Source organism: Chitinophaga lutea (assembly GCF_003813775.1).
GTDB classification, from domain to species: Bacteria; Bacteroidota; Bacteroidia; order Chitinophagales; family Chitinophagaceae; genus Chitinophaga; species Chitinophaga lutea.
In genome coordinates this window covers 1,498,362-1,516,146 of record NZ_RPDH01000001.1, presented here as the reverse complement: position 1 = coordinate 1,516,146, position 17,785 = coordinate 1,498,362, and the positions used below count along the sequence as shown (strand labels likewise).

Here is a 17,785-nt window from a genome sequence, read left to right as displayed (position 1 = left end):
GCGCGGACAGTCTGTGAAGCCGGCTTTCAGCGAACGGTCATGCGCCGCGCTTTTCCAGGATATCTTCCGTTTGCGCCACGAGGTTACGGAACAATTCGTCCGCTTGCCGGTGTTTGATGAGCGGCGCAGCCTGTCCGCTCCAGAAAGTCACCAGGTCGTGTTTCCCCTGCGCCAGCGCCGCAGTACGCAGGCTGCTGAGAAAACGGCCATGCAGGGGGAAAGGCGCATGCGCGGTCATTTCTTCGGCAAGGCGGCTGTTCAGCCCGCGGCCCAGCCTTCCGGTAGCTACTTCCGTTAAAGTTGTGTACCGGGCCTGTTGGGAAAACAGCGCGGCTTTATGTACCGCCGGCGCGCCGGATTCTTCACAGGCGAGGAACGCAGTGCCGAGCTGCACGGCGGACGCGCCGAGTGTGAGGGCCGCTACAATGCCGCGCCCGTCTGCAATGCCGCCGGCTGCAATAACGGGAACGCTTACACCGTCTGCCACCTGGGGGATGAGTGCAAAAGTACCGGTCAGCGAACTGGCGGCCTTCCGCAAAAACGAGGGGCGATGCCCACCCGCTTCGAAGCCGGTGGCGATGATCATATCCACGCCGGCTTCTTCCAGCGCCAGTGCCTCATCCAGGGTAGTAGCGCCGCCAACGGTTTTGATGCCCTGCTTTTTGCATTCCTTGAGGATGCCCTGCCCCGGGATACCGAATACAAAACTGAAAACTGCAGGTTTGATACGCAACACCATTTCCACTTGCCGTTCGAATTGGCTCGTGACAGGCGCCGGCGGTTCGGGCAAGGGTATACCGAGCTCGTCGAAATACGGTTTGTAGATGGTCGCCAGCGCTTTGAATTCTCCGTTGCTGTAACGCGCATCGTCCACATCATTCACCCAGAGATTGAGTGCGAATGGCTGGCCGGTGAGCGTTTTGATTTCATCGCAGGCCGCGGCGATTTCTTCGGGCGTTTGTGTATACGCGCCGTAACCGCCCAATCCGCCTTCGTTGGATACCGCCGCCGTTAATGCGGGCGTGGAATAGCCGCCGCCGAACGGCCCCTGGAAAATGGGATACCGGATGTTGAGCAATTGGGTGACCGGGGTTTTATGCCACATAACAATTTTTTTATGGTTACCGTCAAAGCGTTTCAAATGTAAGGCATTTTACTGTCGCAATCACCCCGCATATTGTCTGGTTTGCCCATGTACTTTCAGCGGGATTGGTGTTAAGATTGCAGATAAATTATCAGTAAATTTATCGACTAATAACCTAACGCCATGCGACCCTTTCATTTTGTACTGATCAATTCGATCGTAGCAGCAGTTACCAATACTTTCATATGGTTCGCGGTCACCTTCTGGGTGTACCTGCAAACGAAATCCGTGATGGCCACATCGTTTATGGCGGGCATTTACATCGGCACGGTAGCCCTGTCCGGTTTTTTTCTCGGGTCGGTGGTAGACCGTTACCGTAAAAAGCAGGCGATGATGATATCGAGCGTGATGTCGCTGTTGTTGTACAGCGGCGCGGCCATCGTGTACTGGCTGGCGCCGATGGAAGAATTCAAAGATGCGGGCAGCCCTGTTTTGTGGGCGCTGATCATCATGACGCTCTTCGGTGCGCTGGCCGGCAACATCCGTAATATCGCCCTGCCTACACTGGTGACCATCCTGTTGCCGGAGCCGGAACGGGATAAAGCCAACGGCCTGATCGGCAGCGCCAACGGCACGGCCTTCCTCGTGGCCTCGATACTGAGCGGGATGGCGGTAGGGTTCATGGGCATGCACTGGACGCTGGCGGCCACGGTGGCGCTCACCATCCTAACCATTTTGCACCTGATGACCGTGTCGATCCCTGAAAAGGAAATCGTGCACACGGAAGAAAGCGGCGGCGGCAAGGTAGACGTACGCGGCACCATCAAAGCCATCCGCCTTATTCCGGGTCTGTTCGCGCTGATTTTCTTCAACACCTTCAATAACTTCCTGGGCGGCGTGTTTATGTCGCTGATGGACGCCTACGGCCTGTCGCTGGTATCCGTGCAGGCATGGGGCATTATCTGGGGCGTATTGAGCCTCGGGTTTATCGTGGGAGGGCTGGTAGTGGCCAGGAAGGGATTAGGCAAACATCCCATCCGCACGCTGTTCATCGCCAACCTCGTAATGTGGACGGTGTGCATCTTCTTCACCATTCAGTCCTCGGTCGTTTTACTGGCGGTGGGACTGTTCATTTACCTGTGCCTCATTCCGGTGGTGGAAGCCGCGGAGCAGTCGATCATCCAGCGGGTGATTCCGCCGGAGCGCCAGGGCCGCGTGTTCGGTTTTGCGCAAAGCATCGAACAGGCCGCTTCGCCGCTGACGGCTTTTATGATCGGCCCCATTGCGCAGTTCATCTTCATTCCGTTCATGACCACGGGCGCCGGTGTGGATCTGCTTGGGCACTGGTTCGGGACGGGCAGTGAAAGGGGCATTGCGCTGCTGTTCACCGTTACCGGCATCATCGGCCTGATTGTGACCACGGTGGCGATGCGCTCGCATTCGTACAAGTTGCTGGTGAAAATATAAGTTTAAACTTTTAGTTTCCGTTTCCGGATCTCGGCTTTGATCTTTTCCGGCATTTCGCGGCAGGCGCAGTGGCGCGCGTGCTCCAGGTGCCAGGCCACCCGCTGGTCGAGTGTGGCATTGACCGGCATACGGTGCGCCTGGTGCCATTCCTTGTTGAGTTTCATGGCGGAGGATTTAGTATAAAGATAAAAAGAATGTCGCATTCAGCCCATGTATTGTCGTGTTCGGCCATGTCAAAAAACCGCAGCCTGCCGTAAGTTTACATTGCAAATTCTGATGTTCTATGGTAGAGATTTTCAAAACCAATGTAGACCACCCCTGTTACGCCAATATACTGGTGTACCGCATACAGCAGGTGTTTACGGATTACACGGTGAATTTTGACCTGGAAGACTGTGACCGGATCCTGCGCATAAAAAGCGCTTCCGGCGCCATTCATCCCCTGCCGCTGATCGAGTTCCTCCAAAAACAGGGCTGCACGGCGGAGATGCTGCCGGACGATTACCCGGCGATGCCGCTTATGCAGGCGCCGTATCATTTAAGGGCGCTTCATGGATAACGTCGTATTTTTCCCCGTTCCATTTCAGGAGGGTGATATGCCGGCAGATGAAGTCGTAGTGATAGTCAAAATCCGCAGGGTCGATTTTCACGAAGGACGGCAGCGGAACGTTGCGCGCGATGGTCAGGTGCGGAATGGAAGGGCGGTAAGCGAGCGAAAATGCCGTGCAGAGTAATCTGGTGACGATGTTCACCGGATCGGGCTGTGCTATTTTTATATACAATGTTCCTGCACGGTCTTTGTGCAGGAAACTATCCGCTCCTCTCAGCCGGATATCAAAAATGGTCTTATGCTTTAATGCTGCGGCAGCCTTCGAAATGATGAGGCTGTCGTTGTCATTTTTCAGGAATTTGAACAGCGAAATATGGGCCATCGACCGCATATTGATGGCATCAAGCCCGATGCGCTCATGCAGGCGTGCCTTGAACCTCCTTACTGCATTCACAACAGCGGGAGGAGGTGAAATAACAAAAAAGTATTCCACCCGGTTATCTTCATTCCCGAACAAATCTGGTTGCATGATGTACGATACTGCTTCCGGTTTTCGGCTCAACATTCATGCCACCCGCATGGCCGGTGTGAATGCCGGCGATGCGGGTGCTGTATGCATGATTTATGATACTGCTTTCAGTTCGTGGTTCAACATCCAGGCCACGCCGTATTTGTCGGCGAGTACGCCAAACAGCGCGCCCCACGGCTGTTTGGCCAACGGATGCAATACCTGGCCGCCTTCCGCAAGTTTGGTGAAGTAAGTATTGATTTCGTCGGCGGTGTCGCATTGCAGGGCGAGCGCAATGGTGTTGCCCGGCCGGAATCCCGACGGGCCTACCATGTCGGAGGCCATCAGCACCATATCGCCTTTGATCAGGGAGGAGTGCATGATCTGGTGTTCTTCGCCGGTGGGGCAGCGCGCTTCCACGGGAAATCCCTGCACCGATTGCAACGTCAGTTCCCCGCCCAGTACATCCTGGTAATACGTCATCGCTTCCTGGCATTTGCCGTTAAAAGTGAGGTATGCAACAATTTTTGACATATGATGTTGTTTTGGACAAAACTAACGAAACCCTTGCCGGCAGGCCGCTGCCGGATACGACAATTAAAGGGGGGATTTGCGGCAAAAAATGATATCTTGTTCATCTGAAAACAAATTCCCCGCTATGAACCGGAAAGAATGCTTCAGCACGCTGCTCGTCCTGCTGTTTTGCCTTTTTGCATCCGCGCAGCACGATTCCGTGAGCGCCTCCACGCAGTTCCCTGCCCATCCCCGAATTTTATGGCTGAAAGGCGAAGAAAAAAACATCCTTCAAACCGTCAGGACAGACGCCACCTGGCGGAAAATACACGAATCGATCATGGCGGAGTGCGATGCGTTGACAGGCGCGCCTGAACTGAAAAGAGAACTGGAAGGCCGGCGTTTGCTGGGCGTATCGCGCGAAGGGCTGCGGCGGATCTTCTTTTTATCCTACGCCTGGCGGATGACGGGCGATAAAAAATACCTGCAACGTGGAGAGAAAGAAATGCTGGCGATCTGCGGCTTCAGCGACTGGAACCCCTCCCATTTCCTCGATGTGGCGGAAATGACGATGGGCGTCGCGATCGGCTACGACTGGCTGTTTGACGGCCTGCCGGAGGCGTCTAGAACGACCATCCGCGAAGCCATCCTGCAGAAAGGCCTCCAGCCTTCGCTGCTGGGCCGCAACAACGGCTGGCTCCGCGCTTCCCATAACTGGAACCAGGTCTGCAACGCCGGTATGCTCTACGGTTCGCTGGCGATCTATGAAAATGAACCTGCGCTTTCCCGCGAAATCATCAACCGGGGTCTCCGCAGCATCGTGCTGCCCATGGAAGATTACCGGCCGGATGGCGCTTATCCAGAAGGATATGGTTACTGGGGTTACGGCACCAGCTTCAACGTGCTTTTTATCAGCGCCGTGGAAAAAGCATTCGGCACCGATTTCGGCCTCACCGGTCTGCCGGGTTTCCTGAAAACGGCAGACTACCTCGAGCATGTAACAGGTACTACGGGCAACGCCTTCAACTACTCCGACGCGGGCAACGGGGGCGGCCTGCAGCCCGCGATGTTCTGGTTTGCGGCGAAGCGGAAAGAACCGTCGCTGCTCTGGGTGGAACGCGGCCGACTCGAGCGCGAAGCGCCGGGCAGACATATCAGGAACCGCCTGCTACCGGCGATAATGCTATGGGGAAACGGCGTGCGGATGAAAGATATCAGCGCACCGCAACAGCTGTTCTGGACGGGCAACGGCAAATCGCCGGTTGCGTTGATGCGCACGTCGTGGACAGACGACAAGGGCATTTACCTCGGCCTCAAAGCCGGTTCGGCCTCCGTCAATCATGCCCATATGGATGCGGGCTCTTTTATCCTCGAGGCGGACGGCGTGCGCTGGGGCATCGACCTGGGCATGCAGGACTATAACTCCCTCGAATCGAAAGGCGTCAGAATATGGGACAAAGGCCAGTACGCCCAGCGCTGGGAAGTGTACCGGTACAACAACTACGCGCACAGTACACTCACGATCAACGATTCCCTGCAAAGGGTAACCGGTAATGCGCCCATCACAAAACACAGCGCATCACCCGCGTTGATGCACGCGGTCTGCGACCTGTCTGAAGTTTATAAGGGTGAACTGCTGAAAGCCGGCAGGGGTGTTGCCATTGTCGATCAGTCGTACGTAGTGGTGCGCGACGAAGTGGAAGCGCCCCAAAAAGCCACCACCCTGCGCTGGACGCTGGTAACGCCCGCTGACGTAAACATCACGGGCGACAACACAGCGGAGTTATCCAAGAACGGCCGCAAGCTGGGACTCAGGGTTGAAACACCATTGAAGGTGCAGATGAAATCCTCACCGGCCGTTTCTAAAAATGCCTATGACGCCGCCAACCCAGGTGTTACATTAACAGGCTTCGAGGTAACGCTGCCGCCGGGTTACAGGGGCAGCATCACCGTACTGCTGGTGCCGGGGGGATTGCAACACAAAACATACCGGTTGCCGGGCGCGCTGGCGGAGTGGCCGTAACGGCGGGTTTATTTGCCATACGCTTCGCGCAGTTTCGGGAGGTCCAGTTTTTTCATCTGGAAAACCGCATTGCTCACTTTGGCGACTTTAGCGGCATCGGGGTCCTGCAGCATGTCCGTCAGTTCTTCCGGCACTACCTGCCAGCTAACGCCGAACTTGTCTTTCAGCCAGCCGCACATCTGCGCTTTCACATCGCCGCCTTCGGTGAGTTTTTCCCAGTAGTAGTCCACCTCTTCCTGTGTTTTACAATTCACCACGAAAGAAATGGCTTCGTTGAACTGGAAGTGCGGCCCGCCGTTGAGTGCGATGAACTCCTGGCCGTCGAGCGCAAATTCTATGGTCATCACCGACCCTTCGGGCATACCATGAAATTCGAAACCTTCTTTGCCGTAGCGGGCAATCCGGCCTTTTTGGGAATTTTTGAAGATGCCGAGATAAAAGTCTACTGCTTCCTCCGCATTTTTGTTGAACCAGAGGTTCGATGAAATTCTCTGTTGGGTGAGTCTCTTTTCCATGACGAGGTTTTGTTTTGTTGATACAAAAGTAGCGCGTGCCTTCCAGCCGGAGGTGGTGCGAATTCGACTTTTTGCGGGCGATTTGCGACAAAGGCGCGCCGTTTCTGCTAACGGTTGTTCACATCCTGCTTGGCATCGTCGATGTTCACGCCTTTTTTGCGGGAGGTATTTTCGGTCAGTTTGCCGAAGTTGTACCGCAAACCGATGGACAAACACCGTGCGGGCCTGTATGAGCCCGAGCGCTGGCGGAATACGGCGGTGGAAAAATTGTCGGCCGACTGCCAGTACTTATCCATGAAGTTGAGCGCCGCCAGCGACAGCATCAGTTTCTTTTTAAGCAGCCAGTAGCCGCCGCCGATGTTATAGAAAAGATAATCTCCGTTCCGTCCCTGCAACTGCAAAGGTTGCGCAGTGTAGGTCAGGTTGCTGAAGAACATGAGCCTTTCGGCCGGTTTGTACATGATGGCGCTGCTGAATGAACCGTAAGCCCCGCGCCTGTTTTCGGCGGGTTGTTTCGTGTTTCGCAGCGAAGCATAATAACCGTTGAAGTTGAGCGTGGCGGAAAACTGTTTGGCCGGGTTGAAAGATACATATCCGTTGATGCCCCAAATCCGGCTCCGGCCGATGTTGTCGTACGTCTGCGTACTGATGCCGGTAGATTCGTCAAACACGAGGTAACGCTGAATGCCGCTGTTGTTGAATGAGCCGCTGAGCGCAAGGCTGTAAGAGAATCTGCTGCTGAAGGAAGCGAGCGTGATCTCCGCATTGTTGGCGAATTCGGGTTGCAGGCGCTCGTTGCCATAAGAGATAAACAACGGGTCGCGGTTGTCTGTATAAGGGTTGAGAAATGTCAACCCGGGCCTGGCCAGCCGCCGGGAGTAGGCTAGCGACAGGCGTTTGCCGTTTTTCAGCGTTTTATGCACGGCCAGGCCGGGCAGGAAAGAATAATAGTCCTGCCGCACTGTAGTTTGCTGGTGGATGAAGTGTCCCCTTACCGACGTTTTCTCCAGCCGCCCGCCGCCTTTGATGGTGAAACCGTTTTTCCCTGTTTTATAAACCCCGGTAGCATAGGCGCCCCATACGTCCTGGCTGTATTTCAGCCGGTCGTTGTTGTCCGGGTCGGGTGTGTATTCGCCGGTCTGCCCGTCTTTGACCAGGCTCCTGTAATCCGACCGGACGCGGCGGAGAATGCCGCGGGCGCCCGTTTCGAGGGCGAAGGAGGGGGATAAGGGCACTGCATAATCGGCCTGGTAGCTGGTCTGGAAGTTCCTGCCTTCGGAGGTGTTACGGAGGAACCGGCTTTCGGAGGATGTGTTGTATTGTGCGCTTTGCAGGTTGTTTAGCTGGCGGTTGGCCTGCAGGTTCATGCCGAACGACAGGGATTTCTGCGGGTTTTTGAACTGCTGCTGGTAATCGAGCCCCACTTCACCGCCGGGCGCACCGGTTTCCTCGCCGGTTTCCAGCAGGCTCTGCTGCAGCGGGCGCAGATGATCGTCGTACGTCGTGAGGCGGCTGCGCTGCCGGGTATTCCTGCCCGATGTCTGCAGGCGGCCGTACAGGCTGAGCGTGCGCATGCTGTCCGGTTCATAGGCTATTTCGAGGTTGCCGCCGCCCATGTACCGGGTAGCGCGGGTAGTATCGGCCGACTCGCGGAACGCAAATGCGGCGGGACGGGTGAGTGCGGTGTAGTGCTGAAACCCGTGGGTATCCCAGGCGAGGTTTTTGGCGTAATACAAAAAAGAAGTAATCCCGATTTTACCGTATTTAAGGTTGAACGAAGTGTTGGGATTGATCTGGCCGAGGGTATTATAGTTCAGCGCGGTGGAACTGTTATAGCCGGCCACTTTCCTTTTGGTGATGATATTGATGAGCCCGGTGATGCCTTCGCCCTCGTACTTCGACGAAGGCTGGGTGATCACCTCTATCCTGCTGATGAGGCTGGCGGGAAAGGATTTCAGGACATCGCCAGGGTTGTGTGCGAACATCGCCGTTTGTTTGCCGTTGACGAGTATCTGGAAAGACGACTGGCCTTTCAGCTGTACCCGCCCTTCCCCGTCGACGCTGACAAACGGTACTTTCGCGAATGCATCCGAGGCGGACAATCCGGCCAGGGAAGGATCCCGGTCCACGTTGAAGATCACCCGGTCGTCTACCGCCTCCAGCAATGGTTTCGCTGCCGCAACGGTGACGCCGGCCAGTTGGGTGATGCTGCTTTGCAGCACCAGGGTGATGAGCGTGTCGTTTTGCGGCCAGGAGAACGAGGCGGTACGGGCGCTGCGGAACCCGGCGGCCGCCGCACCGATGAAATACCGGCCGGTACCCGGCTCCCGGAATATGGCATTACCGGAGGAATCGGTAACGGCGTGTTTCAGCACGGCGTTGGGGGAGTGGAGAGAAAGGGAGGCATTCGGGATGGCCGTACCTGTACTGTCGGTAACGTTTACTTTGATGTCGGCCGCGCGGGCGCTCATCGCCAGCGTACAAATTAAAATAACGGATCTGAACATGGGGCAAAACTACCCGCGAGCCGGCCCGCCGCCGGGGATTTTCTGCAAACGCCGTGATTGGTGCGATCAATGCCATGGCGGTTTTGAAACGGCCGGCCGGATTGGCAGTACGTTCCTGCCCGTTTGCCGTACAAACAGTGGCGTTTGCAGCGGGAACCCCGCTGTTCCGGGCTTTTTCCCTACTTTGCGGAGGCATGAAAAAAAGAATGCTCATTTGGGTGCATGTGCTGTTCTGGCTCTACATTTTCGTTTTTGTAGAGTTCGTGAACGTGCTCGCCCGCAAAAACAGGGTGCTGGATCCCGGTATTTTCCTTCAGCCCGTTTTTCTCAGCAACCTGGTGCTTTTTACCGGGTTTTTCTACCTGAACTATTGTTTGCTGCTGCCGGTATTTTTTAAACGGCGGAAATTCCTCCTGCTGGTATGCAGCTGGTTTGCACTTTCGCTTGTATTTGTAGGCCTTCGGTTCTGGGTGCAGGAAGATCTTTTTGTGCGCTACCTGGATATCTGCAATTATTGTTACGACGACTACAGCATACTGTGGGGCACTTATACCGTCAATAATTTTTTCCAGTGTATCAGTTACCTGATCCTGCCCGGCACCATTATCTGGTTCGTGGATAGCTGGCTCCGGTCCGAAAACCAGCGGTTGCAGCTCCAGGAAGAAAAAGTAGCGGCGGAAAGGGTGCTGCTGCAATCGCAGGTGAGCCCGCATTTCCTGTTCAACAGCCTGAACAATATCTATTCGATGGTGTTCCATCATTCCGAAAATTCCCTGCCGGCCATCCAGAAACTGTCCAATATCATGCGGTACATGACGGCAGACAGTGGTGCGGAAGATATTCCCCTTGCGCGGGAAATCAATTACGTCAAAGACTACATCGAGCTGCAGCAATACCGTAGCCGCAGCATGGCCATCGACTTTCGGCAGGAAGGCGAGCCGGAAGGAAAACTCATCGCCCCGCTCATCCTGATCTCCTTCGTGGAAAATGCCTTCAAGCACGGCGTCACCACCGACCCCGCCAACCCGGTACAGATCGGGCTGACAGTGGAAGGCAACCGGATGACGTTTACGGTGCGGAACAAAATCAACCACCATACCAAAGACCCCGTTTCCGGCATCGGCCTGAAAAACATCAGGAGCCGCCTGGCGCTGCAGTATGGCGGGCGGCACAAACTGGAGATCAGGCCCGAAGAAAATGCCTTTACCATTCACCTTGAAATATTGCTCAAAACTGTATAGCATATGATCAGATGCCTGCTCGTAGATGATGAGCCCTGGGCTTTGGACCTGATGGTCAGCTATGTATCGAAACTGCCGAACCTTCAGCTGGTGGCGGCTTGCGATAAGCCGCTGGAAGCGCTGCGCCTCGCTACTCCCGAAAAAACGGATGTCATTTTCCTCGACATCCAGATGCCCGAACTGGACGGATTGCAGTTCATGCAGGCGATCAACAACAAATGCAAGGTGGTGATCACTTCCGCCTATACCGAATACGCCATCCATGGTTTTGAACATAACGTAACCGACTACCTCCTCAAACCCATCTCGTTCGAACGTTTCTGCAAAGCCGTGCAAAAGGTAACGGAGCAACTTACGCCTGGCCCGTCCGCTCCCGCTGCTCCGCACATTTTTATCAAAACAGACCAGAAGCTGGTGAAAGTCCGGTTCGATGAGATCCTGTTTCTCGAAGGCGCGCGGGATTACGTGCTCATCCACACTACCCATGATAAAATCATTACGCTCGACAGCCTGCGGAACCTCGAAGAGGCCCTGCCCGGCAATCTGTTTGCACGGGCGCACAAATCCTACATCGTTGCGGTGGATAAGATCGACGCCATCGAACGCAACCGGATCGTGATCGGTGAGCATTACCTGCCCATCGGCGAGAGCCACAAGGCCGGTTTCCTGGCGAGACTGAACAGGGGCAGGAACGGGTAACGTTCCCGCCTGTTGATGCCGGATGCGCCCCTGTTATTTCCTTGTCACGAAATGAAGTTACACCCCGTCCGCACCCGTTTTGAAAATATTATCCGAAATGCCTCGTTTCGTTGATGAAAGCCGCCGCTGGAATGATGAGTTCCCTGCCGGTGGTATTCCCCGGAAGATCGGTGGCCACGATGTGCAGGGTGCAATCCGCCTGCGGAAGTTTTTTCAGCGTATAGGTCCATTCAAACCTGTTTGCCTGTTGTACTGCCGCTCCCTCTTCCCAGATGCTCCCGGATGCCGTAACGATCACGATGCTGACCGCCTGCACGCGGAAGTTGTCGCGGGCGTATATGCGGATGCGGGGACCGGTAATGAGCCGGAAGATGGCAGGCGCCACGCTGGCGTCCTGGAGGGCGAGGTGATAGACCGTCCGTCCCGTTTTTTTGGCTTTGGACGCGTAAACGGCCCGCAGGGATGGCGTTTTGATGGCCCTGCCTGCATATTGCTGCGCCATGCGGAAACGCCCGCGCAGCGCCAGCTGTTCGTTGCTGGGCGGTTTTGAGCTGGGCCGGGGTCGTTTGCAGAGCACTATCTTGCCGTGCATGCGGCGGAATACCACGTCGCCCAGCGTACCGCTGGCGCCGTGTGTGATGTTGTTGCTGATGGAGGTTGCCATGTTTTTTTCTGCAAAATTATTCTCATGGCCCAGGATTCATTTTGCGCGAATGTAGAAAAATTGTGCACGAATGTACATTTTCAGGGTGTTCAACGAAGGATGAACGAACCTTCACAGGGGAATGAACGAACCTTCAGAAAAGAATTGATCGTTCGTTGTAGCTTCGTTGGAGGTTCGTTCATCCTTCGTTGAACACCTAAGTGCGCAAGTGGTGCTATCTGCTTTCAATTGACTGATTTGCAATGGAATAGAAACATTCCGGCATTGCCCGGGCCATCAGCGCAGCCTGACGGAATGCAGTACAGGCCTAGATATCATCCACGTCGATGCCCTTCTTCGCCAGCATGGCTTTGATTTCCGGCAGGTTTTCCGAGTGAAAAAGCGTCATCTTTCTGAGGTTCTTAAAATGCCGGGTATCGTCGAAGTCGGTAATGTTGAAAGTACTGTCTTCCCCGTCCCAGAACCGCAGCACCTGCCCGTAAATCTCATCGCCCCCTTCCTGCACGATTTCCGTGATTTCGTCCGCGTACTTTTTATCGATCTCCAGGTCTTCGAACCAGGCCGTTACTTCGGGGATGAATTCATACCCTTCATCTTCGATATCGATTTCCCTTTCCGCGTGGTTGTTGACAAAGTCGTAGAGATCGAAAGCGGGTTGCAACAGTTTCTTGTCGTACATCAGGTGCTGGATAACGGCCAGCTTGAAGTTGAAGTCGGCGAATTCGATTGTTTCACCCTCGACTTTCCGGTGCCTGTATTTTTCAGTGTCTTTGGGCGGCGGCGGGGTGTAATGGCTGATATTGACCTGCGTAAGGTCGCCGCCTTCGATATCGAACCAGACCTCAAAGTCATGTACGATCAGCGTACCGCCTTCGTCGTACTTTGAAATTTTCTTCGCTTCCCGGATGTGCTGCTGGTAATAATCTTTGTACTGTGTTTGTTCTATCAGGAGCTGGGCGTTGAAGGGAGACGCGGGGGAAAAATCATAGTTTCCCGGCTTAATATCCAGCGTGAGCGCTTCCACCGCCTGCCCGTTTTTGGAATAGGCGAGGATGCCGAGATCATCCCAGGTGTAGATGTGATTATGTTTCTTTTCGTTGTGCCGGGCGTTGCCCAGCAGGTGTTGCAGTTTTTCGATGTGCAGGGGGAACTGCATGGCCTCTCCGTTGATGAGCAGGGTATTCCCGAGGAGTTGTATTTGCATGGTGTTTTGCGGGTTAAATGCAGGTAAACTTACGGAATTTGACGTAAAACCTAGCACCCCCGCATACTACTGGGGTCTGCTGGTGAATGAACTTCGCCGGTTTCCCTGCCGGATTCAAGGCGGTAGCCGCCAGATTCAGGGACAACCGGAATGGTGGTGACAAGAAGACGGATTTTTGTTCCGTCAACAATTTTAACTGGTTATAAACACACGACAAATGCGGCAACTTCTTTTTCTTATCATCGCCCTGGCAGGCAATTTCAATACCCGGGCACAGGATGGTTATGTGCTTCAGGGGCAGGCAGACACTGCTTTAAATGGCCAGTACATTCATCTTTATGGCATCGACTGGTCTGATCTGAATCCCAAAATCGCGGATTCCGTTCAGATTACGAATGGCAGGTTTCAGTTTAAGGGCAAACTGAATACGCCCGGCCTGCTGATTTCGCTTTATCTGAAGGGGAATCGTTTTGCGTTCACGCAGCTCTATATACAGAACAACAAAATGACGGTACAACTGAAAGGGACCCACTGGTACAAACGCGAGAATTCGCTGCTGTCGAATGCCCCGTACAACGACGATTGGCGTAGCCTGAAGACGGCAAGGGAAAAGGCCGATTACAACCTGGGCTTCCTGCGTCATCAAATGGACAGTATCCAAAGAGCGCGGCCGGACACCACCCTGGCCGACATGGCGGAACGAGGCAAGGTGCTGGAGCGGCAGGTGGTGCTGGTAGAGAAACAGTGGGTCCGGGAGCATCCCGCCTCCTATATCTCCCTGATCACCCTGGCCTATTCCCTTTTCCGCAAGCTGGAGATCGACGAACTCAGGGGCCTTTACGGCGGACTGCCGACAGCGCTGCAACGTTCTGTGGAAGGTGTTGCGCTGAAAGAAAGGATAGCGCATCGCGCGGCTATACAGGTGGGTAACATGGCGCCCGAATTTGCCGTCAAAGATACATCGGGCAATATTTTCCGCCTGAGCGATGCCAGGGGGAAATACGTGCTGCTGGATTTCTGGGCCTCCTGGTGCGGGCCCTGCCTGGAGCAGGTACCCGTTCTGAAGAAGTTCCACGAATTGAATAAAGACAGGAACCTGAAGATCATCGGCATTTCACTGGATACCGACAGTTCCCGCTGGCTGGCCGCCATCCGGCAGCATGACCTTAACTGGCTGCATGTGTCGGACCTGCAAGGCTGGAAGAGCGCAACCGGAAAATTATACAATGTCCAGGCCATTCCGCAGAACATACTGATCGACCCCCAGGGGAAAATCGCGGCTATCGACATAGACCTGTCAAAATATTCCCTGTGAGCAGTTGCTCCGGGAAAGAATAATCCTGAAAATTGATTTATATTTTCGATGATGAACCGATTCGTCAGCATTTTCGCCACTCTTCTGCTTGTCTGTCTTTCCTTCGTCCCCTCGGGCGCGCAGCAGCGCCTCGGTATGACGCACATGACCTATAACGATTCCTCTGCCATCTGCCTGAAGAATAACTACATGGTCAACAAGGATGTGAATTACCAGCCATACGATATCAGGCTGCCGTTCCGGGATCAGCACTATGTTGTATATGGGCGCCAGCTGGATATCCTGGCTTTCCGGATGGAGGAACTGCTCAGTAATGGCGGATGGTCGGTGTCGGGCTCGTTTCGGGACACGTTACCGGAAGATGCGCACATCTTCAAGCTGGAAACCATGGAATTCTGCTTCAGGAGGAATGGTGTGCTGGAAATGGACTGGTCGAAGGTGAAGGCCGCACCGCCGTATATCGATACCTACCAGGTACGCGTCATGGGCCAACCGGCTTCAACGTTCCATCGCCAAAGCCTGCTTTTATACCGCACCTTCCTGCAGAACGGCGACAGTGCGATCCTTTCGTTCCGTCATAACGGCGCCGCGCCTTTTCTGACGGCGCACTTCAAAAAAGAAGACCCCCAAGAAACGCCTCCGCGGCTGATGTTCCGTCGCGATGTGGACAATGGCACGTTGACTATTGAAGATTTTGTGAAGGATATGTTTTCGGGAGGAGCCCTCACAAAACGAGCCATGGGTGATGGTGATGATTTTTATGCCGAATGGCCCGGGGCTGCGGAGTACGGTAGGGTAACCCGGCTTTTACCGGGCACCAGGGCTGCTTTCGTTTTCAGCGGCCGGAAAGACATCCCGAACGATTCGGCCTTCGAGTACCGGTTGCTGGCAGGCAGCCACCGGGAGGGCTCCTGGCGGAAATCCAATAACGTGATCTTCGTCAGCGGATTTGAAGCAGGCAATGAGTACCGGCTGGAAGTCCGTTATGCCGACAAGCCGCACCTGGTTTGTGCGCAACGTTTTTATGTACCCGGTTACTGGTACCAGCAATGGTGGTTCAGAATTGCGGCGGCAGTGTGCCTGCTGCTGCCGGCAGGGCTGTTGTTCCTGTTTTTCAGGAACCGCCGGCAGAGGGCACTACAGGCAGCCCATCTCTCCAGGGTGAGGGCATTGTATACCCAACTGAACCCGCATTTCATTTTTAACGCGCTGGGATCCATCCAGGGCCTTCTCAACGAAGGGGAGCAGAAGAAAGCAAACATGTACCTTTCCGGTTTTGGCAGCCTCCTCCGGCATACGCTTCACAGCAGCGAAAAATCCATGACGGATCTGGGGGAAGAATTGGAGCACCTGCAGCGTTACATTAACCTCGAACAATTGAGGCGGCCTTTTACATACGCCCTGTCTGTGGAGCCGGGCCTTCACCCCGTCAACATTGAAATGCTGCCCCTCTTCTTTCAGCCCGTTGTTGAGAACGCCATCAAGCACGGCTGGCGGGGCAAAGACAATGTGCTTACGCTGACCATTACCGTCGGCGCCCGTGGAAACGATCTTCTTGTGCATATCCGCGACGACGGCAAGGGGTTTGACACCACGCAGCGGCATAGGGGCAAAGGGTTGCAGCTGACGTATGAAAGAATCGCCCTTTTTAACCAGATGCACCACGGCAAGAAAATTGAGGCGGACCTGCAAAGCGACGGCACGGGTACTTCATTCCATTGTAAATTCATAAATTGGCTCGATGATTAGAGCGCTCATTGTCGAAGACGAACAACATAACAGCAACAACCTGCGGCATCTCCTGGAAAAATACTGCGGCAACGTGCATGTTGCCGGTACTGCCGCAGATGCTTTTGAGGCCCGGGAACGGATTGCCGGGCTGCGCCCCCAGCTGGTATTCCTCGACGTGCAGCTACCCGGTAAAGATGCCTTCGCATTGCTGCAGGAGCTCGGCCAGTACGACTTCGAGGTGATATTCGTTACCGCCTACAGTGAATACGGCGTCCGGGCCATCCGGTTCTCCGCGATCGACTACCTGATGAAGCCGGTAGATATTGACGAGTTGAAACATGCCGTAGACAAGGCCGCAAAAAAAATCGCCCAGAAAACGGAAAACCTCAATCTCCGGAACCTGTTACATTACCTGCAGAATACCCATAACAAACAGGAGCACCGCATTGCCATTTCTTCGCTGAAGGAGATGCGCCTGGTGGCCGTAAACGAGATCATCCGCTGCCAAAGCGAAAACTCCTATACCTTCTTTTACCTGTCAAACGGGGAGAAAGTGCTTTCTACCACATCCATCGCCACCTATGAAGAGCTGTTAAGTAATTACGGGTTTATCCGGTGCCACCAGTCGCACCTGGTGAACCGTAAATTCGTCCGCAGTTTTTTGCGCAGCGAGGGATACACGCTGCTGATGACGGATAATGCCAACGTGCCGGTATCCCGCCAGAAGAAGGATATGGTCAAAGAAGAATTGCTGAAGAACTGATACGCCCCCTTATTTTTCGCCGTTTTTTTCCTTATCTTTAGAAACCGCCTCCCCAGTCATACACCATAAACATACCAGCCAAATCGTCGTATACCTGTTACTATAAACATGCTAAAACCTTGTATTTATGAGCAAACAAATCGTTTTCGTGACGGGCGCCTTTGTGATCAACAAATGCTGGGATGAATGGGAAGCGTATTTCCGGAACAAAGGCTACCAGACCATCGCCCCGCCCTGGCCTTACAAAGATGCCTCCTCCGCGGCAGAGCTCCGCAACCGCCAACCGAACGACACAGACCTGGCGCATTTAACGCTCGAGCAAGTCGTCAATCATTACGCGAACGTCGTCAAAAGTTTCCCTGAAAAGCCCATCATCATCGGTCATTCCCTGGGCGGACTGATGACCCAAATCCTCATCAACCGCGATCTCGGGGCCGCCGGCGTGGCCATTCATTCCGTTCCCCCGCAGGGCGTATTCCCCTACGAATTTTCTTTCCTCAAGGCAGGCTGGAAGGCGCTCGGGTTATTTACTTCCCTCCGGAAAACTTACCTGATGTCGCTGAAAGACTGGCAGTATGCCTTCGTGAACGATATGCCCCTGGAAGAGCAGAAAGCTTCCTGGGAAAAATTCACCATCCCCGAATCCAAAACGGTGGCCCGCGGTGGCCTGACCAGCGCGGCCCGGGTAGACTTCAACAAACCGCATGCACCGCTTTTACTGACGGCCGGCAGTACAGACAACATCATTCCCGCTCACCTCAATCGCCGTAACTTCAGGGCGTACCATCAAAACGGCTCCGTGCTGGAGTACAAGGAGTTCGAAGGGCGCAACCACTTTGTGCTGGGGCAGCCAGGCTGGGAAGGGGACGCTGATTTTGTGTACGATTGGCTGGTGAAACAGGGGCTGCAGGCGTAGTGGCGTGCAGGCTGCGCTGAAATGAATGCGCATTCGAAAGAAGCGATCGTGCCGGTAGTATTGGCGCCGGTATAGGAAGAAGCCG

General features: G+C 54.5%; 17 protein-coding genes. 9 read left to right on the top strand and 8 right to left on the bottom strand.

The window, feature by feature from the left end; genetic code table 11:
• Positions 1-37 precede the first annotated feature (37 nt).
• Positions 38-1,105: an NAD(P)H-dependent flavin oxidoreductase gene (locus EGT74_RS05925; RefSeq protein WP_123845599.1), complete on the bottom strand. Its 1,068-nt coding sequence runs from the start codon at positions 1,103-1,105 to the stop codon at positions 38-40.
• 162 nt (positions 1,106-1,267) lie between these two features.
• Between EGT74_RS05925 and EGT74_RS05920 the strand changes: the two genes are divergently transcribed.
• Positions 1,268-2,551 carry an MFS transporter gene (locus EGT74_RS05920; protein ID WP_123845598.1) on the top strand — a complete coding sequence of 428 codons (1,284 nt, stop codon included), beginning with the start codon at positions 1,268-1,270 and terminating at the stop codon, positions 2,549-2,551.
• A gap of 2 nt (positions 2,552-2,553) precedes the next feature.
• On the opposite strand, the gene EGT74_RS27010 is transcribed toward EGT74_RS05920, so the two are convergent.
• Positions 2,554-2,715 carry a hypothetical protein gene (locus tag EGT74_RS27010; protein WP_181954732.1) on the bottom strand — a complete coding sequence of 54 codons (162 nt, stop codon included), beginning with the start codon at positions 2,713-2,715 and terminating at the stop codon, positions 2,554-2,556.
• A gap of 119 nt (positions 2,716-2,834) precedes the next feature.
• Here EGT74_RS27010 and EGT74_RS05915 point away from each other — a divergent pair, with 119 nt between their 5' ends.
• Entirely contained in the window at positions 2,835-3,110 is a 276-nt protein-coding gene (locus EGT74_RS05915) for a hypothetical protein (RefSeq protein ID WP_123845597.1), read from the top strand.
• Here the strand turns inward: EGT74_RS05915 and EGT74_RS05910 are convergent.
• Together EGT74_RS05910 and EGT74_RS05905 are read right to left on the bottom strand one after the other, a co-directional pair.
• Positions 3,070-3,630 carry a 2'-5' RNA ligase family protein gene (locus EGT74_RS05910; protein ID WP_158618022.1) on the bottom strand — a complete coding sequence of 187 codons (561 nt, stop codon included), beginning with the start codon at positions 3,628-3,630 and terminating at the stop codon, positions 3,070-3,072. The two genes, EGT74_RS05915 and EGT74_RS05910, sit on opposite strands and share 41 nt — an antisense overlap.
• 93 nt (positions 3,631-3,723) lie before the next feature.
• On the bottom strand, positions 3,724-4,143 hold the full coding sequence (locus tag EGT74_RS05905; RefSeq protein WP_123845595.1) for a VOC family protein: 420 nt from the start codon (positions 4,141-4,143) through the stop codon (positions 3,724-3,726).
• Between the two features lie 124 nt (positions 4,144-4,267).
• Between EGT74_RS05905 and EGT74_RS05900 the strand changes: the two genes are divergently transcribed.
• Positions 4,268-6,145 (top strand): heparinase II/III domain-containing protein, encoded by a 1,878-nt coding sequence (locus tag EGT74_RS05900; RefSeq protein WP_123845594.1) that lies wholly within the window; start codon positions 4,268-4,270, stop codon positions 6,143-6,145.
• Positions 6,146-6,153: 8 nt separating this feature from the next.
• On the opposite strand, the gene EGT74_RS05895 is transcribed toward EGT74_RS05900, so the two are convergent.
• Complete coding sequence (locus EGT74_RS05895; RefSeq protein ID WP_123845593.1) at positions 6,154-6,660, bottom strand: VOC family protein; 507 nt, start codon at positions 6,658-6,660, stop codon at positions 6,154-6,156.
• A 107-nt stretch (positions 6,661-6,767) separates the two neighbouring features.
• Positions 6,768-9,167 carry an outer membrane beta-barrel family protein gene (locus EGT74_RS05890; RefSeq protein WP_123845592.1) on the bottom strand — a complete coding sequence of 800 codons (2,400 nt, stop codon included), beginning with the start codon at positions 9,165-9,167 and terminating at the stop codon, positions 6,768-6,770.
• A gap of 194 nt (positions 9,168-9,361) precedes the next feature.
• On the opposite strand from EGT74_RS05890, the gene EGT74_RS05885 reads away from it, so the two are divergent.
• Together EGT74_RS05885 and EGT74_RS05880 are read left to right on the top strand one after the other, a co-directional pair.
• Positions 9,362-10,408 carry a sensor histidine kinase gene (locus EGT74_RS05885; protein WP_158618021.1) on the top strand — a complete coding sequence of 349 codons (1,047 nt, stop codon included), beginning with the start codon at positions 9,362-9,364 and terminating at the stop codon, positions 10,406-10,408.
• Between the two features lie 3 nt (positions 10,409-10,411).
• A complete protein-coding gene (locus EGT74_RS05880) occupies positions 10,412-11,107 on the top strand; it encodes a LytR/AlgR family response regulator transcription factor (RefSeq protein WP_123845590.1) in 696 nt (231 codons plus the stop codon).
• Between the two features lie 88 nt (positions 11,108-11,195).
• Here EGT74_RS05880 and EGT74_RS05875 read toward each other — a convergent pair whose 3' ends face one another.
• Complete coding sequence (locus EGT74_RS05875) at positions 11,196-11,771, bottom strand: Ig-like domain-containing protein (protein WP_123845589.1); 576 nt, start codon at positions 11,769-11,771, stop codon at positions 11,196-11,198.
• Positions 11,772-12,078: 307 nt separating this feature from the next.
• Complete coding sequence (locus tag EGT74_RS05870; protein ID WP_123845588.1) at positions 12,079-12,975, bottom strand: DUF6892 domain-containing protein; 897 nt, start codon at positions 12,973-12,975, stop codon at positions 12,079-12,081.
• Between the two features lie 217 nt (positions 12,976-13,192).
• On the opposite strand from EGT74_RS05870, the gene EGT74_RS05865 reads away from it, so the two are divergent.
• The 4 genes from EGT74_RS05865 (at position 13,193) to EGT74_RS05850 (ending at position 17,700) form a co-directional block, all read left to right on the top strand.
• Positions 13,193-14,290 (top strand): TlpA disulfide reductase family protein, encoded by a 1,098-nt coding sequence (locus EGT74_RS05865; protein WP_123845587.1) that lies wholly within the window; start codon positions 13,193-13,195, stop codon positions 14,288-14,290.
• A 48-nt stretch (positions 14,291-14,338) separates the two neighbouring features.
• Positions 14,339-16,039, top strand: a complete 1,701-nt coding sequence (locus EGT74_RS05860) for a sensor histidine kinase (protein ID WP_123845586.1) — start codon at positions 14,339-14,341, stop codon at positions 16,037-16,039.
• On the top strand, positions 16,032-16,784 hold the full coding sequence (locus tag EGT74_RS05855; protein ID WP_123845585.1) for a LytR/AlgR family response regulator transcription factor: 753 nt from the start codon (positions 16,032-16,034) through the stop codon (positions 16,782-16,784). Before EGT74_RS05860 ends, EGT74_RS05855 begins: the two co-directional genes overlap by 8 nt.
• A 127-nt stretch (positions 16,785-16,911) precedes the next feature.
• Positions 16,912-17,700, top strand: a complete 789-nt coding sequence (locus tag EGT74_RS05850) for an alpha/beta hydrolase (RefSeq protein ID WP_123845584.1) — start codon at positions 16,912-16,914, stop codon at positions 17,698-17,700.
• Positions 17,701-17,785 lie beyond the last annotated feature (85 nt).